Origin of the sequence: Salinirussus salinus (genome assembly GCF_009831455.1) — an archaeon.
Taxonomy (GTDB): domain Archaea; phylum Halobacteriota; class Halobacteria; order Halobacteriales; family Haloarculaceae; genus Salinirussus; species Salinirussus salinus.
On sequence record NZ_WOWO01000001.1, the window covers coordinates 423534 to 445188 of the forward strand.

General features: G+C 70.9%; 22 protein-coding genes. 12 read left to right on the forward strand and 10 right to left on the reverse strand.

Translation table 11 applies throughout. The features are described from left to right. Positions 1–35: 35 nt before the first annotated feature. Positions 36–1118, reverse strand: coding sequence for a geranylgeranyl reductase family protein (locus GN153_RS02110; RefSeq protein ID WP_159899294.1), 1083 nt, complete (start codon positions 1116–1118; stop codon positions 36–38). A 177-nt stretch (positions 1119–1295) separates the two neighbouring features. On the opposite strand from GN153_RS02110, the gene GN153_RS02115 reads away from it, so the two are divergent. From GN153_RS02115 to GN153_RS17615, 11 genes are all read left to right on the forward strand, one after another. Further along, complete coding sequence (locus GN153_RS02115) at positions 1296–1574, forward strand: NADH-quinone oxidoreductase subunit J (protein ID WP_159899296.1); 279 nt, start codon at positions 1296–1298, stop codon at positions 1572–1574. Beyond that, a complete protein-coding gene (locus GN153_RS02120; protein ID WP_159899298.1) occupies positions 1571–1873 on the forward strand; it encodes a hypothetical protein in 303 nt (100 codons plus the stop codon). Before GN153_RS02115 ends, GN153_RS02120 begins: the two co-directional genes overlap by 4 nt. Beyond that, on the forward strand, positions 1874–2179 hold the full coding sequence (gene nuoK, locus GN153_RS02125; protein ID WP_159899300.1) for an NADH-quinone oxidoreductase subunit NuoK: 306 nt from the start codon (positions 1874–1876) through the stop codon (positions 2177–2179). Between the two features lies 1 nt (position 2180). Further along, positions 2181–4232, forward strand: coding sequence for an NADH-quinone oxidoreductase subunit L (gene nuoL / locus GN153_RS02130; RefSeq protein WP_159899302.1), 2052 nt, complete (start codon positions 2181–2183; stop codon positions 4230–4232). Next, positions 4232–5758 carry a complex I subunit 4 family protein gene (locus tag GN153_RS02135; RefSeq protein ID WP_159899304.1) on the forward strand — a complete coding sequence of 509 codons (1527 nt, stop codon included), beginning with the start codon at positions 4232–4234 and terminating at the stop codon, positions 5756–5758. The genes nuoL and GN153_RS02135 overlap by 1 nt, the downstream gene beginning before the upstream one ends. Further along, positions 5758–7245, forward strand: a complete 1488-nt coding sequence (locus GN153_RS02140) for an NADH-quinone oxidoreductase subunit N (protein WP_159899306.1) — start codon at positions 5758–5760, stop codon at positions 7243–7245. The genes GN153_RS02135 and GN153_RS02140 overlap by 1 nt, the downstream gene beginning before the upstream one ends. A gap of 46 nt (positions 7246–7291) precedes the next feature. Continuing rightward, entirely contained in the window at positions 7292–8353 is a 1062-nt protein-coding gene (locus GN153_RS02145) for a hypothetical protein (protein ID WP_159899308.1), read from the forward strand. 75 nt (positions 8354–8428) lie between these two features. Then, positions 8429–9406 (forward strand): phosphomevalonate decarboxylase MvaD, encoded by a 978-nt coding sequence (gene mvaD / locus GN153_RS02150; RefSeq protein WP_159899768.1) that lies wholly within the window; start codon positions 8429–8431, stop codon positions 9404–9406. 61 nt (positions 9407–9467) lie between these two features. Continuing rightward, entirely contained in the window at positions 9468–10580 is a 1113-nt protein-coding gene (locus GN153_RS02155; protein ID WP_159899310.1) for an NAD(P)/FAD-dependent oxidoreductase, read from the forward strand. Between the two features lie 86 nt (positions 10581–10666). Beyond that, positions 10667–11893, forward strand: coding sequence for an acyl-CoA dehydrogenase family protein (locus GN153_RS02160; RefSeq protein WP_159899770.1), 1227 nt, complete (start codon positions 10667–10669; stop codon positions 11891–11893). A 104-nt stretch (positions 11894–11997) separates the two neighbouring features. Then, positions 11998–12129 (forward strand): zinc ribbon-containing protein, encoded by a 132-nt coding sequence (locus GN153_RS17615; protein WP_236544733.1) that lies wholly within the window; start codon positions 11998–12000, stop codon positions 12127–12129. A 104-nt stretch (positions 12130–12233) separates the two neighbouring features. Here the strand turns inward: GN153_RS17615 and GN153_RS02165 are convergent, their stop codons facing one another. Together GN153_RS02165 and GN153_RS02170 are read right to left on the reverse strand one after the other, a co-directional pair. Next, positions 12234–14054 carry an L-aspartate oxidase gene (locus tag GN153_RS02165; RefSeq protein WP_159899312.1) on the reverse strand — a complete coding sequence of 607 codons (1821 nt, stop codon included), beginning with the start codon at positions 14052–14054 and terminating at the stop codon, positions 12234–12236. A gap of 165 nt (positions 14055–14219) precedes the next feature. Further along, complete coding sequence (locus tag GN153_RS02170; RefSeq protein ID WP_159899314.1) at positions 14220–15308, reverse strand: DoxX family protein; 1089 nt, start codon at positions 15306–15308, stop codon at positions 14220–14222. 127 nt (positions 15309–15435) lie between these two features. On the opposite strand from GN153_RS02170, the gene GN153_RS02175 reads away from it, so the two are divergent. After that, positions 15436–16239 (forward strand): creatininase family protein, encoded by an 804-nt coding sequence (locus tag GN153_RS02175; protein WP_159899316.1) that lies wholly within the window; start codon positions 15436–15438, stop codon positions 16237–16239. A gap of 24 nt (positions 16240–16263) precedes the next feature. On the opposite strand, the gene GN153_RS02180 is transcribed toward GN153_RS02175, so the two are convergent. The 7 genes from GN153_RS02180 to GN153_RS02210 all read right to left on the reverse strand — a co-directional run bounded on the left by GN153_RS02180 (position 16264) and on the right by GN153_RS02210 (position 21579). Next, positions 16264–17040: an ABC transporter permease gene (locus GN153_RS02180; protein ID WP_159899318.1), complete on the reverse strand. Its 777-nt coding sequence runs from the start codon at positions 17038–17040 to the stop codon at positions 16264–16266. Positions 17041–17042: 2 nt separating this feature from the next. Next, positions 17043–18071, reverse strand: coding sequence for an ATP-binding cassette domain-containing protein (locus tag GN153_RS02185; RefSeq protein WP_159899320.1), 1029 nt, complete (start codon positions 18069–18071; stop codon positions 17043–17045). A 2-nt stretch (positions 18072–18073) separates the two neighbouring features. Beyond that, positions 18074–19030, reverse strand: coding sequence for an oxidoreductase (locus GN153_RS02190; RefSeq protein ID WP_159899322.1), 957 nt, complete (start codon positions 19028–19030; stop codon positions 18074–18076). A 48-nt stretch (positions 19031–19078) separates the two neighbouring features. Then, the gene (locus tag GN153_RS02195; RefSeq protein WP_201287792.1) at positions 19079–20062 is read right to left on the reverse strand and encodes a hypothetical protein; all 984 of its coding nucleotides are present in this window, start codon (positions 20060–20062) and stop codon (positions 19079–19081) included. Between the two features lie 69 nt (positions 20063–20131). After that, the gene (locus tag GN153_RS02200) at positions 20132–20680 is read right to left on the reverse strand and encodes a hypothetical protein (RefSeq protein WP_159899324.1); all 549 of its coding nucleotides are present in this window, start codon (positions 20678–20680) and stop codon (positions 20132–20134) included. A 33-nt stretch (positions 20681–20713) separates the two neighbouring features. Further along, positions 20714–21259 carry a mechanosensitive ion channel domain-containing protein gene (locus GN153_RS02205; RefSeq protein ID WP_159899326.1) on the reverse strand — a complete coding sequence of 182 codons (546 nt, stop codon included), beginning with the start codon at positions 21257–21259 and terminating at the stop codon, positions 20714–20716. A gap of 68 nt (positions 21260–21327) precedes the next feature. Next, complete coding sequence (locus GN153_RS02210) at positions 21328–21579, reverse strand: hypothetical protein (RefSeq protein ID WP_159899328.1); 252 nt, start codon at positions 21577–21579, stop codon at positions 21328–21330. Positions 21580–21655: the final 76 nt, after the last annotated feature.

Genomic DNA, 21655 nt, shown 5'->3' on the forward strand with positions numbered 1-21655 from the left:
TGGCCTTCCGGCTCCCCTGGCCGATCGACCTGCGGCTATCGCAACAGCGCCGCCAGCTGCTCCCGGGAGAACAGCGAGGTCGGCCGGTCCATGTGGACGCCGATCTCCCCTTCGAACACCGCCATCCCCGCCCGCTGGAGGGGTTCGGGCAGCGAGTAGGCCGCCCGGACGGCGTGGCCCAGCCGGATCTCCCGGCGCAGGTCGGCGCGCCAGGCCCGCTCGTAGTCGCCGAGCGTCCCGGGGTCGGTCGGGTCGACCTCGCGGGCGGCGTGGTCCGCGGCAGTCATCCCGTACCTGATGCCGCCGCCGGTGAACGGCTTGGTCTGGGCGGCGGCGTCTCCGACCAGGAAGGAACGCCGGCCGGTCACCCGCCGGGGCGGGCCGACGGGGATCAGCCCCGAACACCGCCGCTCGGTCTCGACGCCGTACGCTCGGGTAAAGGCCTCGAAGCGCTCGCGGGCGTCGGCGCTGTCCGCGGCCACGCCCAGACCGTACTCGACGCCGGCGTCTCCCCGGGGGATCCGCCACGCGAAAAAGCGGGGGACGGTCAGGTGGACGTCGACGAAGTCGCCGCCGTCGGGTTCCTCGGCGAACCCGAGCACGCCGTGCAGGAGCTCGTCGGGTTCGGGCAGGCCGAGTTCGCGGCGCACGCGGGAGGTGGGGCCGTCACAGCCCGCGACCATCCGGGCGCGGTGGGTCTCCAGTCCGTCCGGGCCGCGCACCTCGACGGTGACGCCGTCGCGGTCCTCGCCCACCCCGACGACGGTGTGGCCCTCACGGACCTCCGCGCCCGCCTCGCGCGCCGCGTCCGCGAGCGCGCGGTCGAGTCCGACTCTGTCGATGACGTTCGAGACGACCGAGTCCTTGTGAAAGCGGTAGGCGTCGCTGTCGGGGCCGCCGGTGTGAAACCGGGCGCCGTAGACCTCGTTCTGGAGGAGGCGCTCGCGGGCTCCTGGGGGAGTGAACTCCCAGATGTCGGTGCTGACGTGGCCGGAGCAGGCGAGCGGTTTCCCGACCTCGCCCTGCTCGAAGGCGACGACGTCGTGCCCGGCCTCGGCGGCCCGGCGGGCAAAGCGCGAGCCGGCGGGGCCGGCCCCGACCACGACGAAATCGTGCATACGACGACTGCGGGCTGACGGGGCAAATGACTCACGGTCCTCCACACCCCACCCGCCGCGGCTGACGCCGGCTCGCGCCCTCACCGGTCGCGTCCGGTCCCGGTCACTCCCCGTTAGTGGCTCGCGCGGGAGAGCAAAAGAGGAATCTTGAAAAGTGCCCCGCGTAGAAGTCCGAGTATGGCTACGTTCGTATCGTTGGAGGCAATCGCGTTCGCGCTGTTCGCCGTCGTGACCCTGGGAAGCAGCGTCGGCGTGGTCCTGGTGCGGGACATCTGGCACGCGGCGCTGCTTCTGGGCGTTGCGCTGGTGAGTGTCGCGGCGCACTACATCATGCTCAACGCCGGGTTCGTCGCCGCGATGCAGATCCTGGTGTACATCGGCGGCGTGCTCATCCTGATCACGTTCGCGGTGATGCTCACCCGCGAGGAGGGCGTCGACGCGGAGGTGACCCCATGACGACCCGCCCGCGCCTGGCGGAGTTCGACCGGAGCGTCGTCACGGGGCTGGCGGCCGTCGTGCTCTTCGGGCTGATGGCTGCGGTCTTCCTGACCGCGCAGTTCGACCAGCCCGACGGCTTCCCGGCGGGGCTCAGCGTCGTCAAGAGCATCGGCTTCGCCATGTTCGACATCTCCGCCGAGGACGTCATCGTCGGCGAGGGCTTCCTGGCGGCGTTTCTGATCATCGCCATCGTCCTTGACGCCGCACTCGACGGCTCGCTGATGCTCGCCGAGCGCGACGAGGGGGGTGAGGAGTAGATGGCCATCCAGCCGGAGTTCTACCTCCTGCTCTCGGCCGGCGTCTTCTGTGCCGGGCTGTTCGGCGTGCTCGCCCGCAGCAGCGCCCTGATGTTCCTGATGTCCGTCGAACTCATGCTCAACGCTGCCAACATCAACTTCGTCGCGTTCTCGTTTTACTACGGCAACGTTACCGGGCAGGTGTTCAGCCTGTTCGTGATAGGGCTTGCCGCCGCCGAGGTGGCCGTCGGGATCGGCATCATCCTCGTCCTGTACCGCAACTTCGGCGACATCGACGTGACCGAACCGGTCACGATGAGGTGGTAACATGGCGGCCTTTGACTACGCGCCGGCCATCGCCGTCTTCCCGCTGGTCGCGTTCGCCCTCGCGCTGTTCGGGGGCAGGTACCTGCCCAAGCGTGGCGCCATCGCCGGCATCGCCGCCACCGGCGCCTCGCTCGTGCTCTCGCTGTGGATGGTGCTGACGCTCGCCACCGGTGCCGACCCCCACCAGCAGACACTCTACACGTTCGTCGCCGGTGCCGAAGGGGTCGCGAGCGTCGACCTCTCCTTCGGCATCTTCATCGACCAGCTCTCGGCGCTGATGCTGGTCATCGTCTCGCTCATCTCGCTGCTGGTGCATGTCTTCTCTCTCGGCTACATGAACGACGAGGGCGAGACCGGCCTGCCCCGGTACTACGCCGGCCTCGGCCTGTTCACGTTCTCGATGCTCGCGTTCGTCTTCTCCGACAACCTCCTGATGAGCTTCATGTTCTTCGAGCTCGTCGGCCTGTGCTCGTATCTGCTGATCGGCTTCTGGTTCCGCGAGGACGCTCCATCCAGTGCCGCGAAGAAGGCCTTCCTCGTGACGCGCTTTGGCGACTACTTCTTCCTGATCGGCGTGGTTGCGGTGTTCGCCACCTTCGGGACCACCGCCTTCGTGGGCGAGGACTCCTTCATCGCGATGGCCGAGCAGGCCATGCCCGGCTCCGAGGCCGCGGTGCCCGGCGTCGTGAGCGACTGGCTGGGCGTCGTCGGCCTCAGCGCGTCCCAGTGGTTCACCGTCGTCGGCCTGCTCGTGCTCGGTGGGGTCATCGGCAAGTCCGCCCAGTTCCCGCTGCACACCTGGCTGCCCGACGCCATGGAGGGCCCGACGCCGGTCTCGGCGCTCATCCACGCGGCGACGATGGTCGCGGCTGGCGTTTACCTCGTGGCGCGGATGTACGGCTTCTATGCCCTCTCGCCGACTGCGCTCGGGATCATCGCACTCATCGGCGGCTTCACCGCCCTCTTTGCGGCGACGATGGCGCTCGTCAAACAGGAGCTCAAGCAGGTGCTCGCCTACTCCACCATCTCCCAGTACGGCTACATGATGCTCGCGCTGGGCGGCGGGGGGTACGTCGCGGCGGTCTTCCACCTGACGACCCACGCCGCGTTCAAGGCCCTGCTGTTCCTCGGTGCGGGGTCGGTGATCATCGCCATGCACCACAACGAGAACATGTGGGACATGGGCGGCCTGAAAGACCGGATGCGCGTGACCTACCTCACCTTCCTCGCCGGCTCGCTTGCGCTGGCTGGCATCTTCCCCTTTGCCGGCTTCTGGTCGAAAGACGAGGTGCTCTACGAGACGCTCATCCACGGCCTCGGGAGCACCAGCGGGACGCTCCTGTTGCTCGGGTACGCCTTCGGGCTGCTCGCCGTGGTGTTCACCGCCTTCTACACCTTCCGGATGGTCTTCCTGACCTTCCACGGCGACGCCCGGACGGACACCGCCGAGGACCCCGAGCCGGTCCGCTGGAACGTGAAGGTGCCCCTGGCGGTGCTGGGCGTGTTCGCCACCGTCCTCGGCGTCATCAACCTCGGCGCCATCAAGAACTTCATCGGCGAGTCGAACCTCTTCCTCCACGAGTGGCTGTTCCACGGCGCCGAGGGGCTCAACGGCGAACACTACGAACAGCTGTTACACGACTTCGCGGGGTACACCGCCGCCGACCTCGGGCCGGTCGGCCCGGGCGCGGTCTCGCTCGCGCTCGCGCTGGTCGGCGTCGGCCTCGCGTATCGCCTGTACGGCGGCGCGGACCCCGACCCGCACATGACGAACCTCGGCTCCATCCGGACGCTACTCATGAACAACTACTATCTCGACGAGTTCCAGGTGTGGCTCGCGACGGGCGTGACGGCTCCGGTCGCCCGCGCGGCGGACACGTTCGACCAGGGCATCATCGACGGCGTCGTCAACGGCGTCTCGAGCGTCAGTCTGTTCTCGAGTGACCGGTTCCGGCGCATCCAGACCGGCGTCGTCACCAACTACGCCGCGTTGCTCACGCTCGGGCTGACGCTGCTGGTGCTGGTCTTCGCCCTCGCAGGGGGGTGGTTCTGATGGTGCTGATCGAGGGGATCCTCGCGGTCACGCTCGTGAGCGCCTTCGTCGTCTTCTTCGCGCCCGACCGCTACGCGGGCAAGCTGGCGACGGGGCTGAGCCTCATTCCGGTAGCCGGCAGCCTCTACATGTACGCCAACTTCGCCGGCAGCGGCAACGCCCTGCTCGGCGACGACCTGGCCTACGAGACCATGACCACGTGGTTCGAGGTCGGCGGCTACGCGCTCAACTGGCACGTCGGCGTCGACGGGATCAGCCTCCCGCTTCTGGTGTTGACGACCGTCCTCACGACGCTGGCGCTGGTCTCCTCCTGGACCCCCATCGACGACCGGGAGTCGCAGTTCTACGGCCTCATGCTGCTGATGGAGGTCGCGCTCATCGGCGTCTTTACCGCACTGGACTTCTTCGTCTGGTTCGTCTTCTGGGAGGGCGTCCTGATCCCGATGTACTTCCTCATCGGCATCTGGGGCGGCCCGCGCCGGAAGTACGCCGCCATCAAGTTCCTGGTCTACACCAACGTCGCCTCCCTGATCATGTTCATCGGGCTGTTCGCGCTGGTCTTCGGGCTGGGCGACTCGCTCACATCGCTGGACATCCCGGCCATCGCCCAGGGCGTGCGCGGGGGTGAACTCGGTGCCCTCGCGGGGATCCAGCCGGACACGCTGAAGCTGGTCGCCTTCCTCGCGATGTTCGCCGGCTTCGCGGTCAAGGTGCCCGTCGTCCCCTTCCACACCTGGCTGCCCGACGCCCACGTCGAGGCACCCACGCCGGTGTCGGTCGTGCTGGCCGGCGTCCTGCTGAAGATGGGGACCTACGCCCTGCTGCGGTTCAACTTCACCATGCTGGCGGACGTGGCCCGCGCCCTCGCCCTGCCCATCGCCGCGCTGGGTGTGGTCTCGGTCATCTACGGCGCCATGCTCGCGCTCGCCCAGCGGGACCTCAAGCGGATCGTCGCCTACTCCTCTATCTCCTCGATGGGCTACGTCATTCTCGGGCTGGTCGCCTTCACCCCACACGGCATGGGCGGGGCGACCTTCCAGATGATCTCCCACGGCCTCATCTCCGGGCTGATGTTCATGGCAGTCGGCGTCATCTACAACGCCACCCACACCCGGATGGTCGGGGACATGTCCGGGATGGCGGACCGGATGCCCTGGACGGTCGGCATCTTCGTGGCCGCCGCCTTCGGCTACATGGGGCTGCCGCTGATGTCCGGCTTCGCCGCGGAGGTGCTGGTCTTCATCGGCTCCTTCCAGTCCACCGTCATCCCCTTCGCGACGGTGCTGACCGCACTCGCGATGTTCGGCATCGTCGTCGTCGCGGGCTACCTGCTGTGGGCGATGCAGCGCACCCTCTTCGGGCCCTACTCCCTGGAGACCGACTACGATGTGGGGCGCGCACCGTTCCACGACGTCGCACCGCTCGCGGTCCTGCTGGTGCTCGTCATCGCGCTGGGGGTCGCGCCGGACCTGTTCTACGCGATGATACAGGACGCGGTTGACCCGCTCCTGGGAGGTGGTGTCTGATGACCCAGCTCCCCCTCTGGACCGCGATCGCCCCGGCCGCCATCCTGGCGGTGACGGCGCTGCTGTTGCTGGTGGTCGACGCGGTCGACCCCGACACCGACAGCAGCAACCTGCTCGCGGGGCTGGCCGTCCTCGGGACGCTCGCCTCCATCGGTGTCACCGGCTGGTACCTCCTCTCGGGGACGGGCCAGCCCCCGACCGACCCGATCACGCTGTTCCGGGGCGCGCTCGTGGTCGACGGGATGAGCCTGTTCTTCACGGCGCTGGTGGGCAGCGTCGTGGTGCTGATCGTCCTCGCCAGCTACGACTACCTCGCCGACCACCCCTACCAGGCCGAGTACTACACCCTCGTGATGCTGGCGGCGACGGGGATGTCGCTGATGGCCTCCGCCAACTCGCTGGCGACGGCCTTCATCAGCCTCGAGCTCGCCAGCCTGCCCTCCTACGCGCTGGTCGCTTCCCTCAAGCACAACCGCGGCAGCGTCGAGGCCGGGCTGAAGTACTTCCTGATCGGCGCGCTCTCCTCGGCGGTGTTCGCCTACGGGATCTCGCTGGTCTACGCCGCCAGCGGGAGCCTCCGCTTCGCGGACGTGGCTACGGCCGCCGCCGGGACGCCGCTCGTGGGCATCCTCGGGCTGGGGATCGTCTTCGTGGCGGGCGGCTTCGCGTTCAAGACCGCAAGCGTCCCGTTCCACTTCTGGGCACCCGAAGCGTACGAGGGGGCACCCTCGCCCGTTTCGGCCTTCCTCTCGTCGGCGTCGAAGGCCGCCGGGTTCGTCCTCCTCTTCCGGGTGTTCGTGGAGGCGTTCCCGCAGACCGCGGTCGCGGGCGCCATCGACTGGGCCGTGGCCTTCCAGGTGCTTGCGGTCGTCACGATGACCGTCGGCAACTTCGCCGCCGCCACCCAGGACAAGGTCAAGCGGATGCTGGCGTACTCCTCGATCGGCCACGCCGGCTACGTCCTCATCGCCGTCGCGGCCCTGACCGGCGACGCCAACCAGAGCTTCGTCCTCGGGTCGGGGATGGCTCACCTGCTGGTCTACGGCTTCATGAACACCGGCGCGTTCCTGTTCATCGCGCTCACGGAGTACTGGGACGTCGGCCGGACCTTCGAGGACTTCAACGGCCTCGCGAAACAGGCTCCCTTCGCGTGTGCGGCGATGACCATCTTCCTGTTCTCGCTCGCTGGCCTGCCCTTCGGCGGCGGCTTCCTCTCGAAGTTCTACCTCCTGATGGCCTCGGTCAACGGCGGCGTGGCCATCCTCGCGGTCGCGCTCGTCGTCAACAGCGCGCTGTCGCTGTACTACTACACCCGGGTCGTCCGGGCGATGTGGATCGAGGAGCCCAACGGCGACCTCGAGGTCGAGGGCTACCCCACGGGGCTGTACGCGGCCATCGCGGTCGCGGCGGTGATGACCGTCCTCCTGCTGCCGGCCTTCGGGCCGGTCGCGGAGATCGCCAACACCGCCGCCTCCGCCCTCGTCTAGTGAGCGACCGCGACCTGTCCGTCCCGGCCCCGCTCTCCCCGCCCCGATGACCCCCTCACTCGGCGACCGCCTCCGTGCTGCGCTTCTCGACTCCGGCCGCGCCTGGCCGCTCGTCTTCCTCCTGGCCGGCGTCGGACTCGGCGTCGGCCGGTACAACGACCTGGTCTGGGGGAACGCGGCCGTCAACCCCGACATGCGCCGGATGTTCCGGCCGATAGCCGAGGGGGTGGCTGCGGGCGGACAGCTCTACGGGCCGGGGCTGGCCGACAACAAGCCCCCCGGGTGGCAGCTTGTCAACGTCGCCGCCGAACTGACCGGCGAGTACACCCTCGCGATGCTGCTGGTCGTCGGCCTCGCCAACGGGCTGGCGGCGACGCTTCTGTACCGCTGGCTCGACCGCGCCGGCCCCCGCTTCGTCGCGGTCGCCGCCGCAACGCTGTTCCTGCTCGCGCTCCCGCTGCTGGGCGGGAACACGGTCAACAGCCGCCCGCTCGCGGTCCCCTTCCTCCTGGCGGCTCTCGCCGCGTCCAGGCCCGTGCTGCGCGGCGCGGCCGTCGCCGTCGCCGCCCTGGTCAACGCCTACGCCGGGACCTTCGTCCCCCTGCTCCTGTGGCTGGTCTGGCGCGGCTCCCCGCAGCCACGGCGCGACGCCGTCACGTACCTCGCTGGCGGGGCCGCCGTCGCCGCCTTCGCCTTCGGCGCCGTCGCCGCGGGCTGGGGATTCGACGCGATGCTCGCGGCGCTGCACTGGAGCTACGGGGTCCCGCTCGCCGACGGCGTCGCGACCGGAGCGGTCCACCCCGCCGCGGTCGCGCCGGGCTCGTATCTGACCGCGACCTGGCTCCTGACCGAGCCCGCGACCTGGGCCGGTTACGTCACCAGCGTCGTCTGGCAGCTGTTCCCGCTGCTCGCGCTCGCCGCCCTGGGCGTGTTCGCCCGCGACCGGCTCCCGTGGCCGCCCGCGCTGGCGGGCGTGCTCGCGCTCGCGCTCGCCACCGGGCTCGTCCCGTTTCTGGTGCGCGCCTACGAGCAGTACTGGCAGCTCGTCCTTCCCTTTCTGGCGGCCTTCGCCGCCGGCGGGCTGGCGGTCCTGCTGGACGCCGAGTGACGCCGGCGCGTTCGCAACTGCCAAGTGGACCCCCCGGAACCTACGCGTATGAGCGGCGCCACGGGGTCGACGGAGATGAAGGCCACCGCGCGGGCCCACCCGATCCAGGGGCTCGTGAAGTACCACGGGATGCGCGACGAACAGTTACGGTTCCCTTACCACGACTCGATCAGCCTCTGTACCGCCCCCAGCGCCACCACCACGACGGCCGCCTTCGAGCCCGACCGCGCCGGGGACCGCTACGTCGTCGACGGCGAGGTCGTCGAGGGGCGGGGCGCAGAGCGGATCCGGGCGGTCGTCGACCGGGTGCGCGAGCTCGCGGGGTTCGACCACCGCGTCCGCTTCGAGTCCGAGAACTCCTTTCCCACCAACATCGGCTTCGGCTCCTCCTCGTCGGGGTTCGCGGCGGCCGCGGTGGCGCTGGTCGAGGCCGCCGGGCTCGACATGACCCGCCCGGAAGTCTCGGCGGTGGCCCGGCGGGGCTCTTCCTCGGCCGCCCGGGCGGTCACCGGCGGCTTCTCGCACCTGCGTGCGGGTGCGAACGACGAAGACTGCCGCTCCGAGCGCATCCCGGTCCCCGACGACTTCGCCGAGGACGTTCGCGTCGTGGCGGCGATGGTGCCCGCTTACAAGGAGACCGAACAGGCCCACCGGGAGGCCGCCGAGAGCCACATGTTCCAGGCCCGGCTCGCGCACATTCACGACCAGGTCGTCGACATGCGCGACGCGCTCCGGGACGGCGACTTCGACCGCGTCTTCGAGCTTGCCGAACACGACTCCCTGTCGCTGGCGGCGGCGACGATGACCGGCCCCGCGGGCTGGGTCTACTGGCAGCCGCGGACCATCGAGGTGTTCAACACGGTTCGCGAACTCCGCGAGGACGGGGTCCCGGTCTACTTCTCGGTGGACACCGGCGCGAGCGTCTACGTCAACACCACGGCAGAGCACGTCGACCGCGTGGAGAGCGCCGTCGCCGACTGCGGCGTCGACACCCGCGTCTGGGAGGTCGGCGGCCCCGCGCGCGTGCTCGACCCCGACGAGGCGCTGTTCTGAGCCTCCTCGCGGCCCGCCGCCGAGCCGGCGCCCCTTTGTCCGTCCAGCCCCACGATAGGGTATGCACGTCGCCGTCCTGGGCGCCGGCTACGCCGGCGTCGCACTCGCGCGGAAACTCGAGGACCGCCTCCCCGACGCCGACCTCACCGTCGTCGACGAGCGCGACACCCACCTCGTCCAGCACCTCGTCCACCGGGCGGTCCGCTACCCCGGGGTCGCCGACGAGCTGACCGTCCCGTTCGGGGAGCTGCTCGACCGCGCGACCCACCGGCAGGCCCGCGTCACCGGCCTCGACCCCGACGCCGGCCGCGCCGAACTCTCCGACGGCGACCTGGAGTTCGATATCGGCGCGGTCGCACTCGGCGCCCGGACGAACTTCTACGGGATCCCCGGACTCGAGGCAAATTCGACGCCGCTCAAGCGGCTGGAACACGCCGAGCGGATCCGCGAGCGATTCTTGGAGGTCTGTGCCGACGGCGGGCGGACCGTCGTCGGCGGTGCCGGGCTCTCGGGGGTCCAGGTGGCGGGCGAACTCGCCGCCCTCGCCGACGAGGAAGGCAGCGACGCCGAGGTGACGCTGCTCGAACAGGAGCCGACCGTCGCGCCCAGCTTTCCCGACCGGTTCCGGCGGGCCGTCCGCGAGGAACTGGACGACGCTGGCGTCGACGTCCGGACGGGCCGGACCGTGACGGGCGTCGACGAGGACGCCGTCACGTTCGAGGGCCACGGGGAGCTGACCCACGACCAGATCGTCTGGACCGGCGGGATCACCGGCAGCGAGCCGCTGGGCGAGCGTCCGGTCGTCCGCGCGACCCTGCGGCTGGGGGACAGCACCTTCGCGGTGGGTGACGCCGCTCGCGTCGTCGACGAGGACGGCGAGGCGGTGCCGGCGAGCGCGCAGACCGCCGTCCGGGAGGCCGACGTGGCCGCAACCAACATCGACCGGCTGGTCGCTCACCGCCGGGACGGCGACGGCTTCGAGCCCCGGCTGGCCCGCTACGGCTACACCTCGCTCGGCTGGCTGGTCAGCGTCGGCGACGGCGCGGTCGCGCAGGTCGGCCCGACGGTTCTCCGTGGGCGCGCGGCCGAGACGGCCAAAGAGACCGTCGCGGCTGGCTATCTCGGGAGCCTGGGAGCCGTCGACCGGGCGATGGCCTACGTTCAGGAACACTGACGACGGACACAGCGACGGGGACGGCCGCCGCGCGTCGACCCGGGCCCTACACTTATTCCACCCGGCCGTCTCTGTCGTGGGTGATGATACCGCACCACGACTCCGACCGTGCGCTCGAGGTCACAGAACAGGTCAGGGAGTTCATCGACGAGGAGGTCCTGCCGGTCGAGCGGGCGCTCCCGCCGGGCGAGGAAGTGCCGGAGGACCTCGTCGAAGACCTCCGTACCGAGGCCCGCGAGCGGGGGATCTACGCCCCCCAGATGCCGGAGGACCTGGGCGGGCTCGGGCTCGACCTGCGGGACGCGCTGCCGGTCTACGAGCAGTCGGGCCGCAGCTACCTCGCCCAGCCCGCGATGCGGGTGGACGCGCCCGACGAGGGGACGATGCACCTGCTGGAACGGCTCGCCACCGACGCCCAGCGCGAGGAGTGGCTCCGCCCGCTGGTCGACGCCGAGGTCAGCTCCGCCTTCGCGATGACCGAGCCGATGCAGGGCGGCGGCGCGGACCCGACGATGGTCAAGACCCGCGCCGAGCGCGACGGCGACGGGTGGGTCATCGACGGCCACAAGTGGTGGATCACCAACGGCAGCGAGGCCGCCTTCTTCGTGGTGATGGCCCGGACCGACCCCGACGTCCACCCCTACGAGGGCTCCTCGATGTTCATCGTCCCCGCGGACACGCCGGGGATCGAGGTGGTCCGCGACCTCCCACATCTCGGCGAGGCCACCCTCGGGACGGTCCACTCGGAGGTCCTCTTCGAGAACGTCCGCGTCCCCGAGGAGAACCTGCTGGGCGAGGAGGGAGAGGGATTCGCCCACGCCCAGAAGCGGATGGTCCCGGCCCGGCTCACCCAGTGTATGCGCCACTCCGGGAAGGCCCGCCGGGCGCTTGACGTCGCTGAAGCGTTCATGAGCGAGCGGGAGGTCTTTGGCGACACGGTCGCCGAGAAGCAGGCCCCGCGGTTCGACATCGCCGACGCCGAGACGAAGCTGCGGGCCGCGCGCCTGCTGGCCCGCGACGCCGCTCGCGCCCACGCCGCCGGCAGCGACGCCCGCGTCGAAGCGTCGATGGCCAAGTACTTCACCACCAACGTCTCCCAGGAGGTCGTCGACACTGCCCTCCAGGTCTGTGGCGCGAACGGGATCGGGATGGACCTGCCGCTCTCGCAGCTGTTCGCCGACGCGCGGATCATCCGCATCGCCGACGGCCCCGACGAGGTCCAGAAGCGAGTGATCGCCCGCGACGCCTTCGAGAACGTCGACGAGCGGGAGGTCGAACACCTCTCGCGCTTTGGCGACCCCCGTCGCCCCTGACCGCCCGCACACCGGACGGGCCGGCGGGGCGTCGCTGTCGGGGGACCGCTCCGACCCTCGCAGAAACCATAATGATTAATAATGCCCGCGATAGAGAGGGTATCATGACACGGTGCCCCCAGTGTGGCACGCGGATGAACTACAACGACGAGACCACGAAGCTGACGGAGTACGCCTGTCCGCGCTGCCACGCCACCGAGATCGTCAAAAAGCAGTCCTACCACAGCACTGCGTGAGGATGGCCGCCCGCTCCTTTCCCCTCCAGCCAGTACGCGGGCGCTTGCCCGCCACGCTTCTCGACTGAGTCACACCGTTTTCCGGAGGTTCGCCCGCCGTCGAGTCACTCGAGCTGGTGGTAGTCCAGCTCGTGGTCGGCGTCGAGGGCTTCCTGGACTGCCTCGCTGGGCGTCCCGACCGACTCCGTCGTGAGTCGCATCCCGCCGACGCTGCCGCGCTCGACGACGATGTTTCGCTTCCAGTCGGGGTCGGTCCCGGGATAATCCGTCCGGGCGTGGGCGCCCCGGGATTCGGTCCGCTCCTGTGCACCCCGGAGGAGTGCCTCGGCGACAACGAGCCCGAAGCCCAGGTCCAGCGCGTACTCGAAGGACTTGCTTGTGGGCCCGCCGACCGCGAGGTCACTCGCCTTGCGGCGCAGCTCCTGTAGCTCCTCCAGCCCGGCCGCCAGGCCGGCCTCGGTGCGCAGCAGTCCGGCATGCTCCCAGAGCAGCTCCCGGAGCTCGTCGAGCAGCGCCTCGGGCTCGTGGCTCCCGTCGCTGCCGGCCAGCCGCCCCAGGTCCGCGAAGTGGTGCCGGGCGCGGTCGTGGAGCCGGTCCGACTCCGGGGCTTCGTCGTCGGACCCGCCCGCGTCGTCGGCGAGCCGCCGGGCGACCGCTTGCCCGGTCACCTGGCCGAAGGCGATGGTCTCGGCCAGGGAGTTGCCGCCCAGTCTGTTTGCCCCGTGGACGCCGGCCATCGTCTCGCCGATGGCGTACAGGCCGTCGATGTCGGTCTCGCCCTCGTCGTCGACGCGGACGCCGCCCATCCCGTAGTGGGCCGTCGGTGCGACCTCGACGGGCTCCTCGGCCATGTCCACCCCCAGGTCCGCGAACCGCTCGTACATCCGCGGGAGCCGCTCCTGGATGAACTCCCGCTCGCGGTGCGAGATGTCGAGGTAGACGCCGCCGTTCTCAGTTCCGCGGCCCTCCCTGACTTCCCGGGCGATGGCCCGGGCGACCACGTCCCGGGCGTCGAGTTCCATCTGGTCCGGGGAGTACCGCTCCATGAACCGCTCGCCCTCGGCGTTGAACAGGCGGCCGCCCTCGCCGCGGACGGCCTCGGTGACCAGGCGCCCGTCCCACTCCTCCCCGTAGCGGTCGCCGACCATCCCGGTCGGGTGGAACTGGACGAACTCGACGTCCATCAGCCGCGCCCCCGCGAGGTACGCCAGCGCGGGGCCGTCACCGGTGTTCTCGTCGTCCCGCGAGGAGTGACGGCGGTAGAGGCTCGTGTACCCGCCGGCCGCGAGCACGACCGTCTCCGCGTCGAAGACGACGTACTCTCCGGTGTCCATGTCGTAGCCAGCCGCGCCCAGCGCTCGCCCGCCCTCGGTCAGCAGCCGGGAGATGAAGACGTTCTCCCGGTACGGGACCGACAGCCCCTGGGCCCGCTCGACGAGCGTGTTCAGCAGTGACTCGCCCGTGTGGTCGCCCGCGAACGCAGTCCGCCGGAACGACTGCGCACCGAAGTACCGCTGGTCGGGTTCGCCGTCGTCGGTCCGGCTGAAGGCCATCCCCCAGTCGTCGAGTTCCCGGAGCAGCCCGGGCATCCGCTCGGTTACCGTCTCGACCTTCCCGGGGTCGTTGAGGAAGTGCCCTTCCTTCAGCGTGTCTGCGGCGTGGACCGTCCAGTCGTCCTCGGGGTCGTGGGTGCCCAGCGCTCCGTTGATCCCGCCGCGGGCCCAGGTCGTGTGGGCGTCCCCGTGGCCCCGCTTCCCGATGACGAGTATCTCCTCGGGGTCGACACCCTGCTCGACCAACTCGACCGCCGTGCGTGCGCCGGCGGCCCCGGCCCCGACGACCAGCACGCCGAGGTCGACGGTCTCATACTCGTCCGGTGCCGCCACGCCCGGCTCACCGTCCGCTGCTCGCGGAGGAATTTCCATACCCATTGTTGGGTCTCTACGCGTTTAACTCCCTCGCCGACGAAGCCGAGAGGAAAGGCGTTTGAGACTCTCTATTGCGAAAATACAGGTAGAAAAACGGTGAAAAATAGGCGTAGCGGGGCGCTTTCGCGGCCGGTGACTGTCGGCTGCCCGGTTGCCGGTCGGTCAGTCGGCGCGCTGGCCGTCCGGTGGCCCCAGGCCGGGGTCGAAGCGGCGACGCAGCGCCGGGACCAGCCAGGAATCGAGCGAGAAGCGGCCGCTCCCGGTGACCATCAGCGCCGAGGAGAGCCCGAAGAGGGTGATGTGGGCGAGCACGGGGTCGTCGGGCAGGCCAAAGAGCGTGGTCGTCAGCAGGACGAAGCCGGCGACGGCGGCCCCGCGGGTGAAGGTGCCGGTGAGGAAGGCCAGCCCGACGCCGGCCTCGACGAGCCCAGCGCCGAACACCCACAGCTCCGGAGAGACCGGCACGACCGCGGTGAGGTCGTACTTGGCGACGACCGCGGCGGCCTCGCCGGGCTGGAGCCACTTCTGTGCGACGCCGAGGTAGACGAAGTTCAGGCCCAGAAACACCCGCAACAGGAGCGGGGTGACCGACCTGTCGACCCCGGCGCGGGCGAGCAGTTCCCCCGGCGTCGCGACGCCGCGAAAGCGGCTGGCGACGGTGCCGTCGGTGACGACCATCCGCCGGAGCATCATGTCGGCGCTGGGCTGGCCGGGTCCGACGACGAGGATGGCGAGGAAGCCGGCGACGTACTCGCTGGCAAGCAGCATCTCAGGGAAGTGCGTTCCCAGCCCCCAGAGATAGGCAAGCAGGCCGAGGGTGGCGACGGCACGGGTCGCCAGCCCGAACAGAAGCAGGAAGCCGACCCCGACCTGGAGCAGGCGGGCGTCGGCGGCGACGCTCGGGGAGAACAGATAGCCCGCGAAGCCAGCCCCGACCAGCGGCAGCCCGACCGAGAGCCGGAGCATCCAGGGGAGATACGGCCGGTAGGACTGCAGGGTCCGGCGCGCGACCGCGACATCGGGCAGCGAGCCAAAGCGGAGATAGCCCGCCACCAGCGCGAGCACGGCGAGCCCGCCGGCCCCGAGGACAGCGACGTCGGCGGGCGAGGTGAACACTGTCCGGAACAGCTTCGCCGCCGACCCCTCCGCGCCCGGCTCGACGACGTAGTCGACGTGGGCTGCTGCCGGACCGCTCGCTCCCAACAGCAGCGCCAGCCCGGATACGACGCCACCGACTGCCCGTCCAGCCATGCTCTTCCTTTGGGCTGCGGGGCGAATAAGCCTGCCTTCGGGCCGGAAGGCCCGCCATCGAACCCGCCGGTCCCGCCCACTGCGAGCGGATGGACAGCTTATTGGGCCGCCGCGTCCACCCGCAGGTATGTACCTGGCCGACCACGCCTGGCCGGACCTGGGCGCGTACTTCGAGGAGGAGTCGCTCGCGCTGGTGCCGGTCGGGTCGACAGAACAGCACGGCCCCCACCTCCCGGAGAGCACCGACCACCGCATCGCGCAGGCGCTGGCCCGGGAGGCGGCCGACCGGACGGGCTATCTCTGCACCCCTACTGTCAACGTGGGCGTCAGCCCGCACCACCGCCAGTTCCACGGGACGATGTGGGTCGACGCCCCCCAGTTCCGGGACTACATGGAGAGTCTCACCCGCAACCTCACATACCAGGGGATCGACCGCGTCGTCTACGTCAACGCCCACGGCGGCAACGTCGACCACCTCCGGGAGGTCGGCCGCCGGCTGCACATGGACGAGGTCGCCTACGCCGTCGAGTGGATGTGGGACGAGTCGATCCCCGACCTGGTCGACGAGGTCTTCGAGCACAACGGCCCCCACGGCGGCCCCAAGGAGACGGCGATGATGATGCACATCGACCGCGATATCGTCCACGAGGACCGCCTGGAGGCGGCCCGCGACGGCGGGCTCATCCGGACCGAGGAGGGCAGCTACCGGACCCACGGCGCCCGCACGTTCTACGACGCCGCCGACAACACCGGCAACGGCGTGCTCGGCGACCAGACCGACGCCACCCCCGAGAAGGGCGAGCGCCTGTTCGAGGCCGCGACCGACCAGCTCGTCAAGCTCTGTGAGTGGCTCGACGACCAGCCCTTCGAGGACCTGATGCCGGAGCCACACGTCCGCGAGCGCGAACGCGGCCCCGCGGACTTCCTCTGACGCCCCCGCGACCCCGCCGGCCGCTCACGCCGCTTCAACGCGCTCGAACAGCGCCGCGCCCGCGGCGACCATCACGGCCGCGCCGACGATGAGGGCCCCGAAGTCGACCGCAAGCGGGTACGTCGAAGTGCCCACGAGGACCCCCCGGAGCGCGTCGACGCCGTAGGTCAGCGGGTTCAGCAGGCCGAGATACCGGACGGCGGTCGGGAGCTGGTCCAGCGGGTACAGCGCCCCCGAGAGGAAAAAGAGTGGGAGGATGGCGAACTGGACGAGGATTCCAAAGCCCTGGGAGTCCCGGAACTGCGAGGCCAGGGCGATCCCGAAGCCGACGAACGTCACTGCCAGGAGGCCGAGCACCACGAGCGCCAGCGGTGCGAGCAGCGGCCGGCGGATTTCGAACCCGAGGGGGACCGAGAGCACGAGGATGAGGAGGCTCTGGACGAGCGCGGTCGTCGAGCCGCCGGCGACCCGGCCGAGCACGATGGAGGTCCGGCTGACCGGCGCGACGAGGATCTCCTTGAGGAAGCCGACGTCCCGGTCCGCGAGGATCGCCAGGCCAGCGAAGGACGCACCGAAAAGCAGCGTGAAGCCGACGATCCCCGGGACGATGTACTGGAGGTAGTCGACCCCCTCGGGGATGCCGGGAATGGCCGCGCCGCTGAAGCCGGTCCCCAGAAAGACCAGGAAGAGCAGCGGCGTCAGCAGGGCACCGACCACCTGCGAGGGTGTCCGGACGAAGCGGGTGACGTCCCGCACCCAGAGCGCGTACACCCCCCGCGGGTCGACCGGGAGACGGGACACGGTCACTTCCCCCCGTCCGGGCTGCTGGTCCCGGGCGCTCCCCACCCCTCGTCGCCCGGCCCGCCGCCGGCCGCCGGTTCGGCGAGGCCGCTGTCCCCGCCGGTCCGGACCTCCCGCCCGGTCAGGTCGAGAAAGACGGTCTCCAGGCTGGGTGCCCGGCGGTCGACGGAAGTGATGGTGACGCCGCTCTCGTCGGCCAGCCGGACCACGTCCGCGACCCGGCGGGCGCCGTCGTCGACGGTGACGCTCAGACCGTCGGTCGTGGCCTCGACGCCGGCCACCCAGTCGACCCCGCGCAGCCGGTCGGCCAGCGCGGCGGTGTCGTCGGCGGCTCCGACGGCGACCACGTCCCCGCCCAGACTCGCCTTGAGCCGGGCGGGGCTGTCCAGCGCGACCACGCTCCCGTCGTCGACGATGGCCACCCGGTCACAGAGCGCGTCGGCCTCCTCCATGTAGTGGGTGGTCATGACGACGGTGACGCCGCGGTCGTTGAGCGCGCGGATGTACTCCCAAGTGTCCCGACGGGTCCCGGCATCCAGACCGAGCGTCGGCTCGTCGAGGAAGAGCACCGCCGGCTCGTGGAGAAAGCCCCGCGCGATCTCCAGGCGGCGTTTCATCCCGCCCGAGTAGGTGTCGACGGTGTCGTCGGCGACGTCGGCCAGGTCGACCAGCCCGAGCACCTCGGCCACGCGCTCGCGACGGCGGGCCCGCGAGAGCCCGTAGAGGCGGGCGTGAAAGACGAGGTTCTCGACCCCCGTGAGTTCCTCGTCGAGCGCGGGCTCCTGGAAGACGACCCCGATCGAGCCCCGGACGGCGTCGCGCTCGGTCCGGATGTCGTGGCCGTTCACCGCCGCGGTCCCGGCTGTCGGCCGGACCAGCGTACAGCACATACCGATCAGCGTCGACTTGCCGGCCCCGTTGGGTCCCAGCAGGCCGAACAGCTCACCCTCCTCGACGGCAAACGAGAGGTCGTCGACAGCGACGGTGTCACCGAACTCCCGGCGGAGCCCCTCGACGCTGATCGCCGCCATCGTCAGGCCGGCCGCGGGGCCAGCGCCTCGAAGTCGTAGCCCACCCCGGTCAGCTCCTCGGAAACCGCCCAGAGCCGTTCGGCGGTACCCTCGTCGTAGGAGGCGTCGCTCGACTCCTGTTTCTCGGGCGGGCCGCGCATCCCCAGGAGACCGCCGGGGCCGTAGTAGTCCCCGCCCTCGACGCCCTCGGCGGCCGCGGCGTACAGCATCGGGAGCGCTCCCTTCGCTGCTGACTGGGCGAACACGGTGTTGGCGACTTTCATCAGGCCGTAGCGGACTCGCGAGCCCGACGCTTCCGGGCCCCGGTACTGGAGGTTCGTGTCGGCGTAGCCGGGGTGGCAGGCGACGCTTACGGTTCGCTCGACGCCCGCCTCCTCGAGGCGGCGCTGGAGTTCGTAGGCGAAGAGGAGGTTGGCGAGCTTGGACTGGCCGTAGGCCTCCCACTTGCCATACGAGCCCTCGCGGTGGAGGTCCTCGAAGTCCACCTCGCCCATCTCGTGGGCGCCGCTGGACTGGGTGACGACGCGGCTCTCGCCCGCCGTCCCGACCAGCCGGCCGAGCAGGTGCCCCGTCAGCGCGAAGTGGCCCAGGTGGTTCACGCCGAGCTGGGTCTCGAAGCCGTCTGCGGTCTCCGAGCGGGGGACCGCCATCACGCCGGCGTTGTTACAGAGGACGTGCAGTTCGTCGTAGGTGCCCCGAACTCCCGCGGCGAAGTCCCGCACGGAGTCCAGGTCCGCCAGGTCACACCGCCGCACGTCCAGCGCCGCCCCGGGAACCGCCTCGCGTATCTCGTCGGCGGCCCGCTCGCCGCGCTCGGCGCTCCGGCAGGCCATCACGACGGTCGCACCGGCCCCGGCGAAGGCCCTGGTTCCCTCGAAGCCGACCCCGCTGTTTGCACCCGTCACGACCACTCGCTTGCCGTCCATCGACGGCATGTCCTCGACGCTCCAGTCCGTCATTACCACATCCAGGGGTCGTACGCGTACAAAGCCGTCGCCCCGGCACCCTCACCCCGGCCGGACGGACGTGACGACCGACGGCAGGCTGTCGACCGCTGCGAGGAACGCACGGGCACCCAGACAGGCTGTGAACGCGACCGTGCCGAGCTTGCCGCCGAACCCGCCGAAGTACGGCGTCACGGCAACGAACAGCACGCCACAGAGAACTCCCGTCCCCAGCATGACCCGCTCGTCGGGGAGCCGGTCCGGGCGCGCCATCCCCGCGAAGGAGGCACAGAAGGCGACGGCGGCGACCGCCTCCCCCGCCCCGAGCAGCGGCGGGGCGACCAGCCCGGCGGTCAGGCCGACGACCCCCGACCCGACGACCGGGCCGTGCCCGAGCCGGACGCTCGCCACGAAGGTCGCGACCGCTGCGGCGCCGGCGCTCCCGACGAGCAGGGTCGCTGTCTCCAGCGGCGGGATCGGTGCCGGCGCCGCCGGGGCGGAGCCGGTCGCGAGCACGACGGCCCCGCAGCCGACGAACGCGGTCGTCCCCAGCTTGCCGCCGAAGCCGTCGAACAGCCCGGCGGCGAGGACGAACACCGCGCCGGCGGCGAACCCGGCGGCCGCGACCGCGGCGTAGGACCCGAGCACCTCCGTCCCGGCCATCCCGACGAAGGAGCCACAGTAGACCGGCACCCCGTACTCGGGGAGGGCCAGCCCGGCGACGAGCCCGACGAGCGCCGAGGCCACAACGACGCCGAGGCCGGCCTCGACCGCGAGCCAGCGGGTCACCGGCGCCCCGGCGGCGACGGCGAGCGCGTTCGCCGCGTCCCCCGCGCCCGGCGCGGTCCGGTCGCCGGTCACCACCTGCCGGGTCTCCCGGACGGCGAGATACGCCACCGACGAGAGCACGGCGACGGCCGGAATCACCGACGCGACGAGCGGGGACCCGACGGCCGGCGCTGTCAGTCCGTAGACGCCGGCGACGCCCATCGCGACGGCCGCAGCCGCCAGCAGGCCCGCACCGGCGACCCGAGCGACGGTCCACACGGGAAGGGCTGAGGGACCCTCGTCGAACTGGTTCGTGCCGCACTGTTTTGGGGTTTCACGGGCGAGTGGTCAGCCGCGGGCCGCCGCCAGCTCCCACCGGACGGCGTAGAGCCAGGCGGCGACTCCGAGGGCGCCCGGAACGAGGCGGACGCCGCCGTCGACCAGCAGGAACCCGACCGTCCCGGCCACACAGCCCGCGACCGCACCCACAGCCGCCCACCGCGAGACCCGCGGGTGCGAGCGCCCCGGCTCGAGCAGGTCCGCGACCTCCACGGCTCCCCAGGCGACCATCGCGACCGCGAGACCGGACCCCGCGGTCAACCGGCCGAACGGCCCGCCGGCGCCGGCCGCGCCAGCCACCCAGCCGACGGCGACTGCGGCCGCCAGCCCGCCGGCGACCGCCCCGAGCAGTTGCTCGCCGCGGGTGTGGTCGACGAGCGACACCGCCGCCCCCGCGAGCACCGCAGCGGCGACGACCGCGTCCGCGTCGACACTCCCGACCGGGAGCGCGAGAACGACTGGGTCGCCGCCGACCCGGAGGTACGGAAGCGGTATCGAGGCGACCGCGAGCGCCGCGCCGGTGCCGGCGGCCAGCCGCTCGCCGCCCGGGTACTCCATCGGCTCAGCTCCTCCCGGCCGCCGGCCGTCCCCTCACTCCCCCGACCCGGTCCGGAGTGTCCACTTCGACTCCACGTCGCGGTTGGCGACGACGACGGTGTCGCCTTCTACCTCGAAGCGGCTCTTGCGGAGCCCGATGCTCGTGACGGTTCCGGTGACCGAGCCGGCGGTGACGGTGTCGCCGGGGTTGAAATCGGGGTCCCGGAGCAGGTAGATCCCGGCGACGGTGTCGGCGATCATGTTCGAGAGGGCGTAGGAGACCCCGAGCGCGATGAAGCCGGCGGCGGTGCCGAGGCTGGCGGCGATGTCGCCCAGACCGACGATGTCCAGAAGCGTCAGCGCCGCCCCGAACCACATGAAGAGGCCGACGACGAGCACGCCGAAGTCGGCGATGAGCTGCTGGTCGCCGGGGTAAGCGCGTTCGAGCGCGGCCCGGACCAGCCGCTGGACGACCCGGACCACCACGTACGCCAGGACCAGAAAGATGAGTCCGGAGAGAACCTCCGGCAGGGCGTCGACGACGCCGTCGACGAACTCTGTACCGGTCTCGCGGATCAGTGACGCACCGTCGGCTGCCATCGTCTCCCGGGTCGGACGGGACGGATAAAACAGTCGGGGGTCGGGGAACGAGGGGTCGACGCGCCCGCTCAGGGGTCGAACCGCCACTCCTCGTCGTCCTCGCCCCACTCCCCCTCCGCGCGGTAGTAGATGAAGATGGCTGCCATCGCCAGGGCACAGCCCAGCTCGATGAGGCCGATGACGATGACGAACCCGACTCCCTCGACCCCGACGGCCTCGCCCACCGACGGCGGGATGAAGAAGGCGAGCATGGCGACGGCGGCCAGCCCGAACAGTGCCGCCCAGGCGTGTGTCGGGAGGAAGTCGCGCAGTCCGGCCATGGCTCCGGCGTCGGTCAGGCTCCCGCTCCGGGCTCGGCTGCGGGCCCGCTCGGCCCCGCGACGGCCCGCCCGCGCA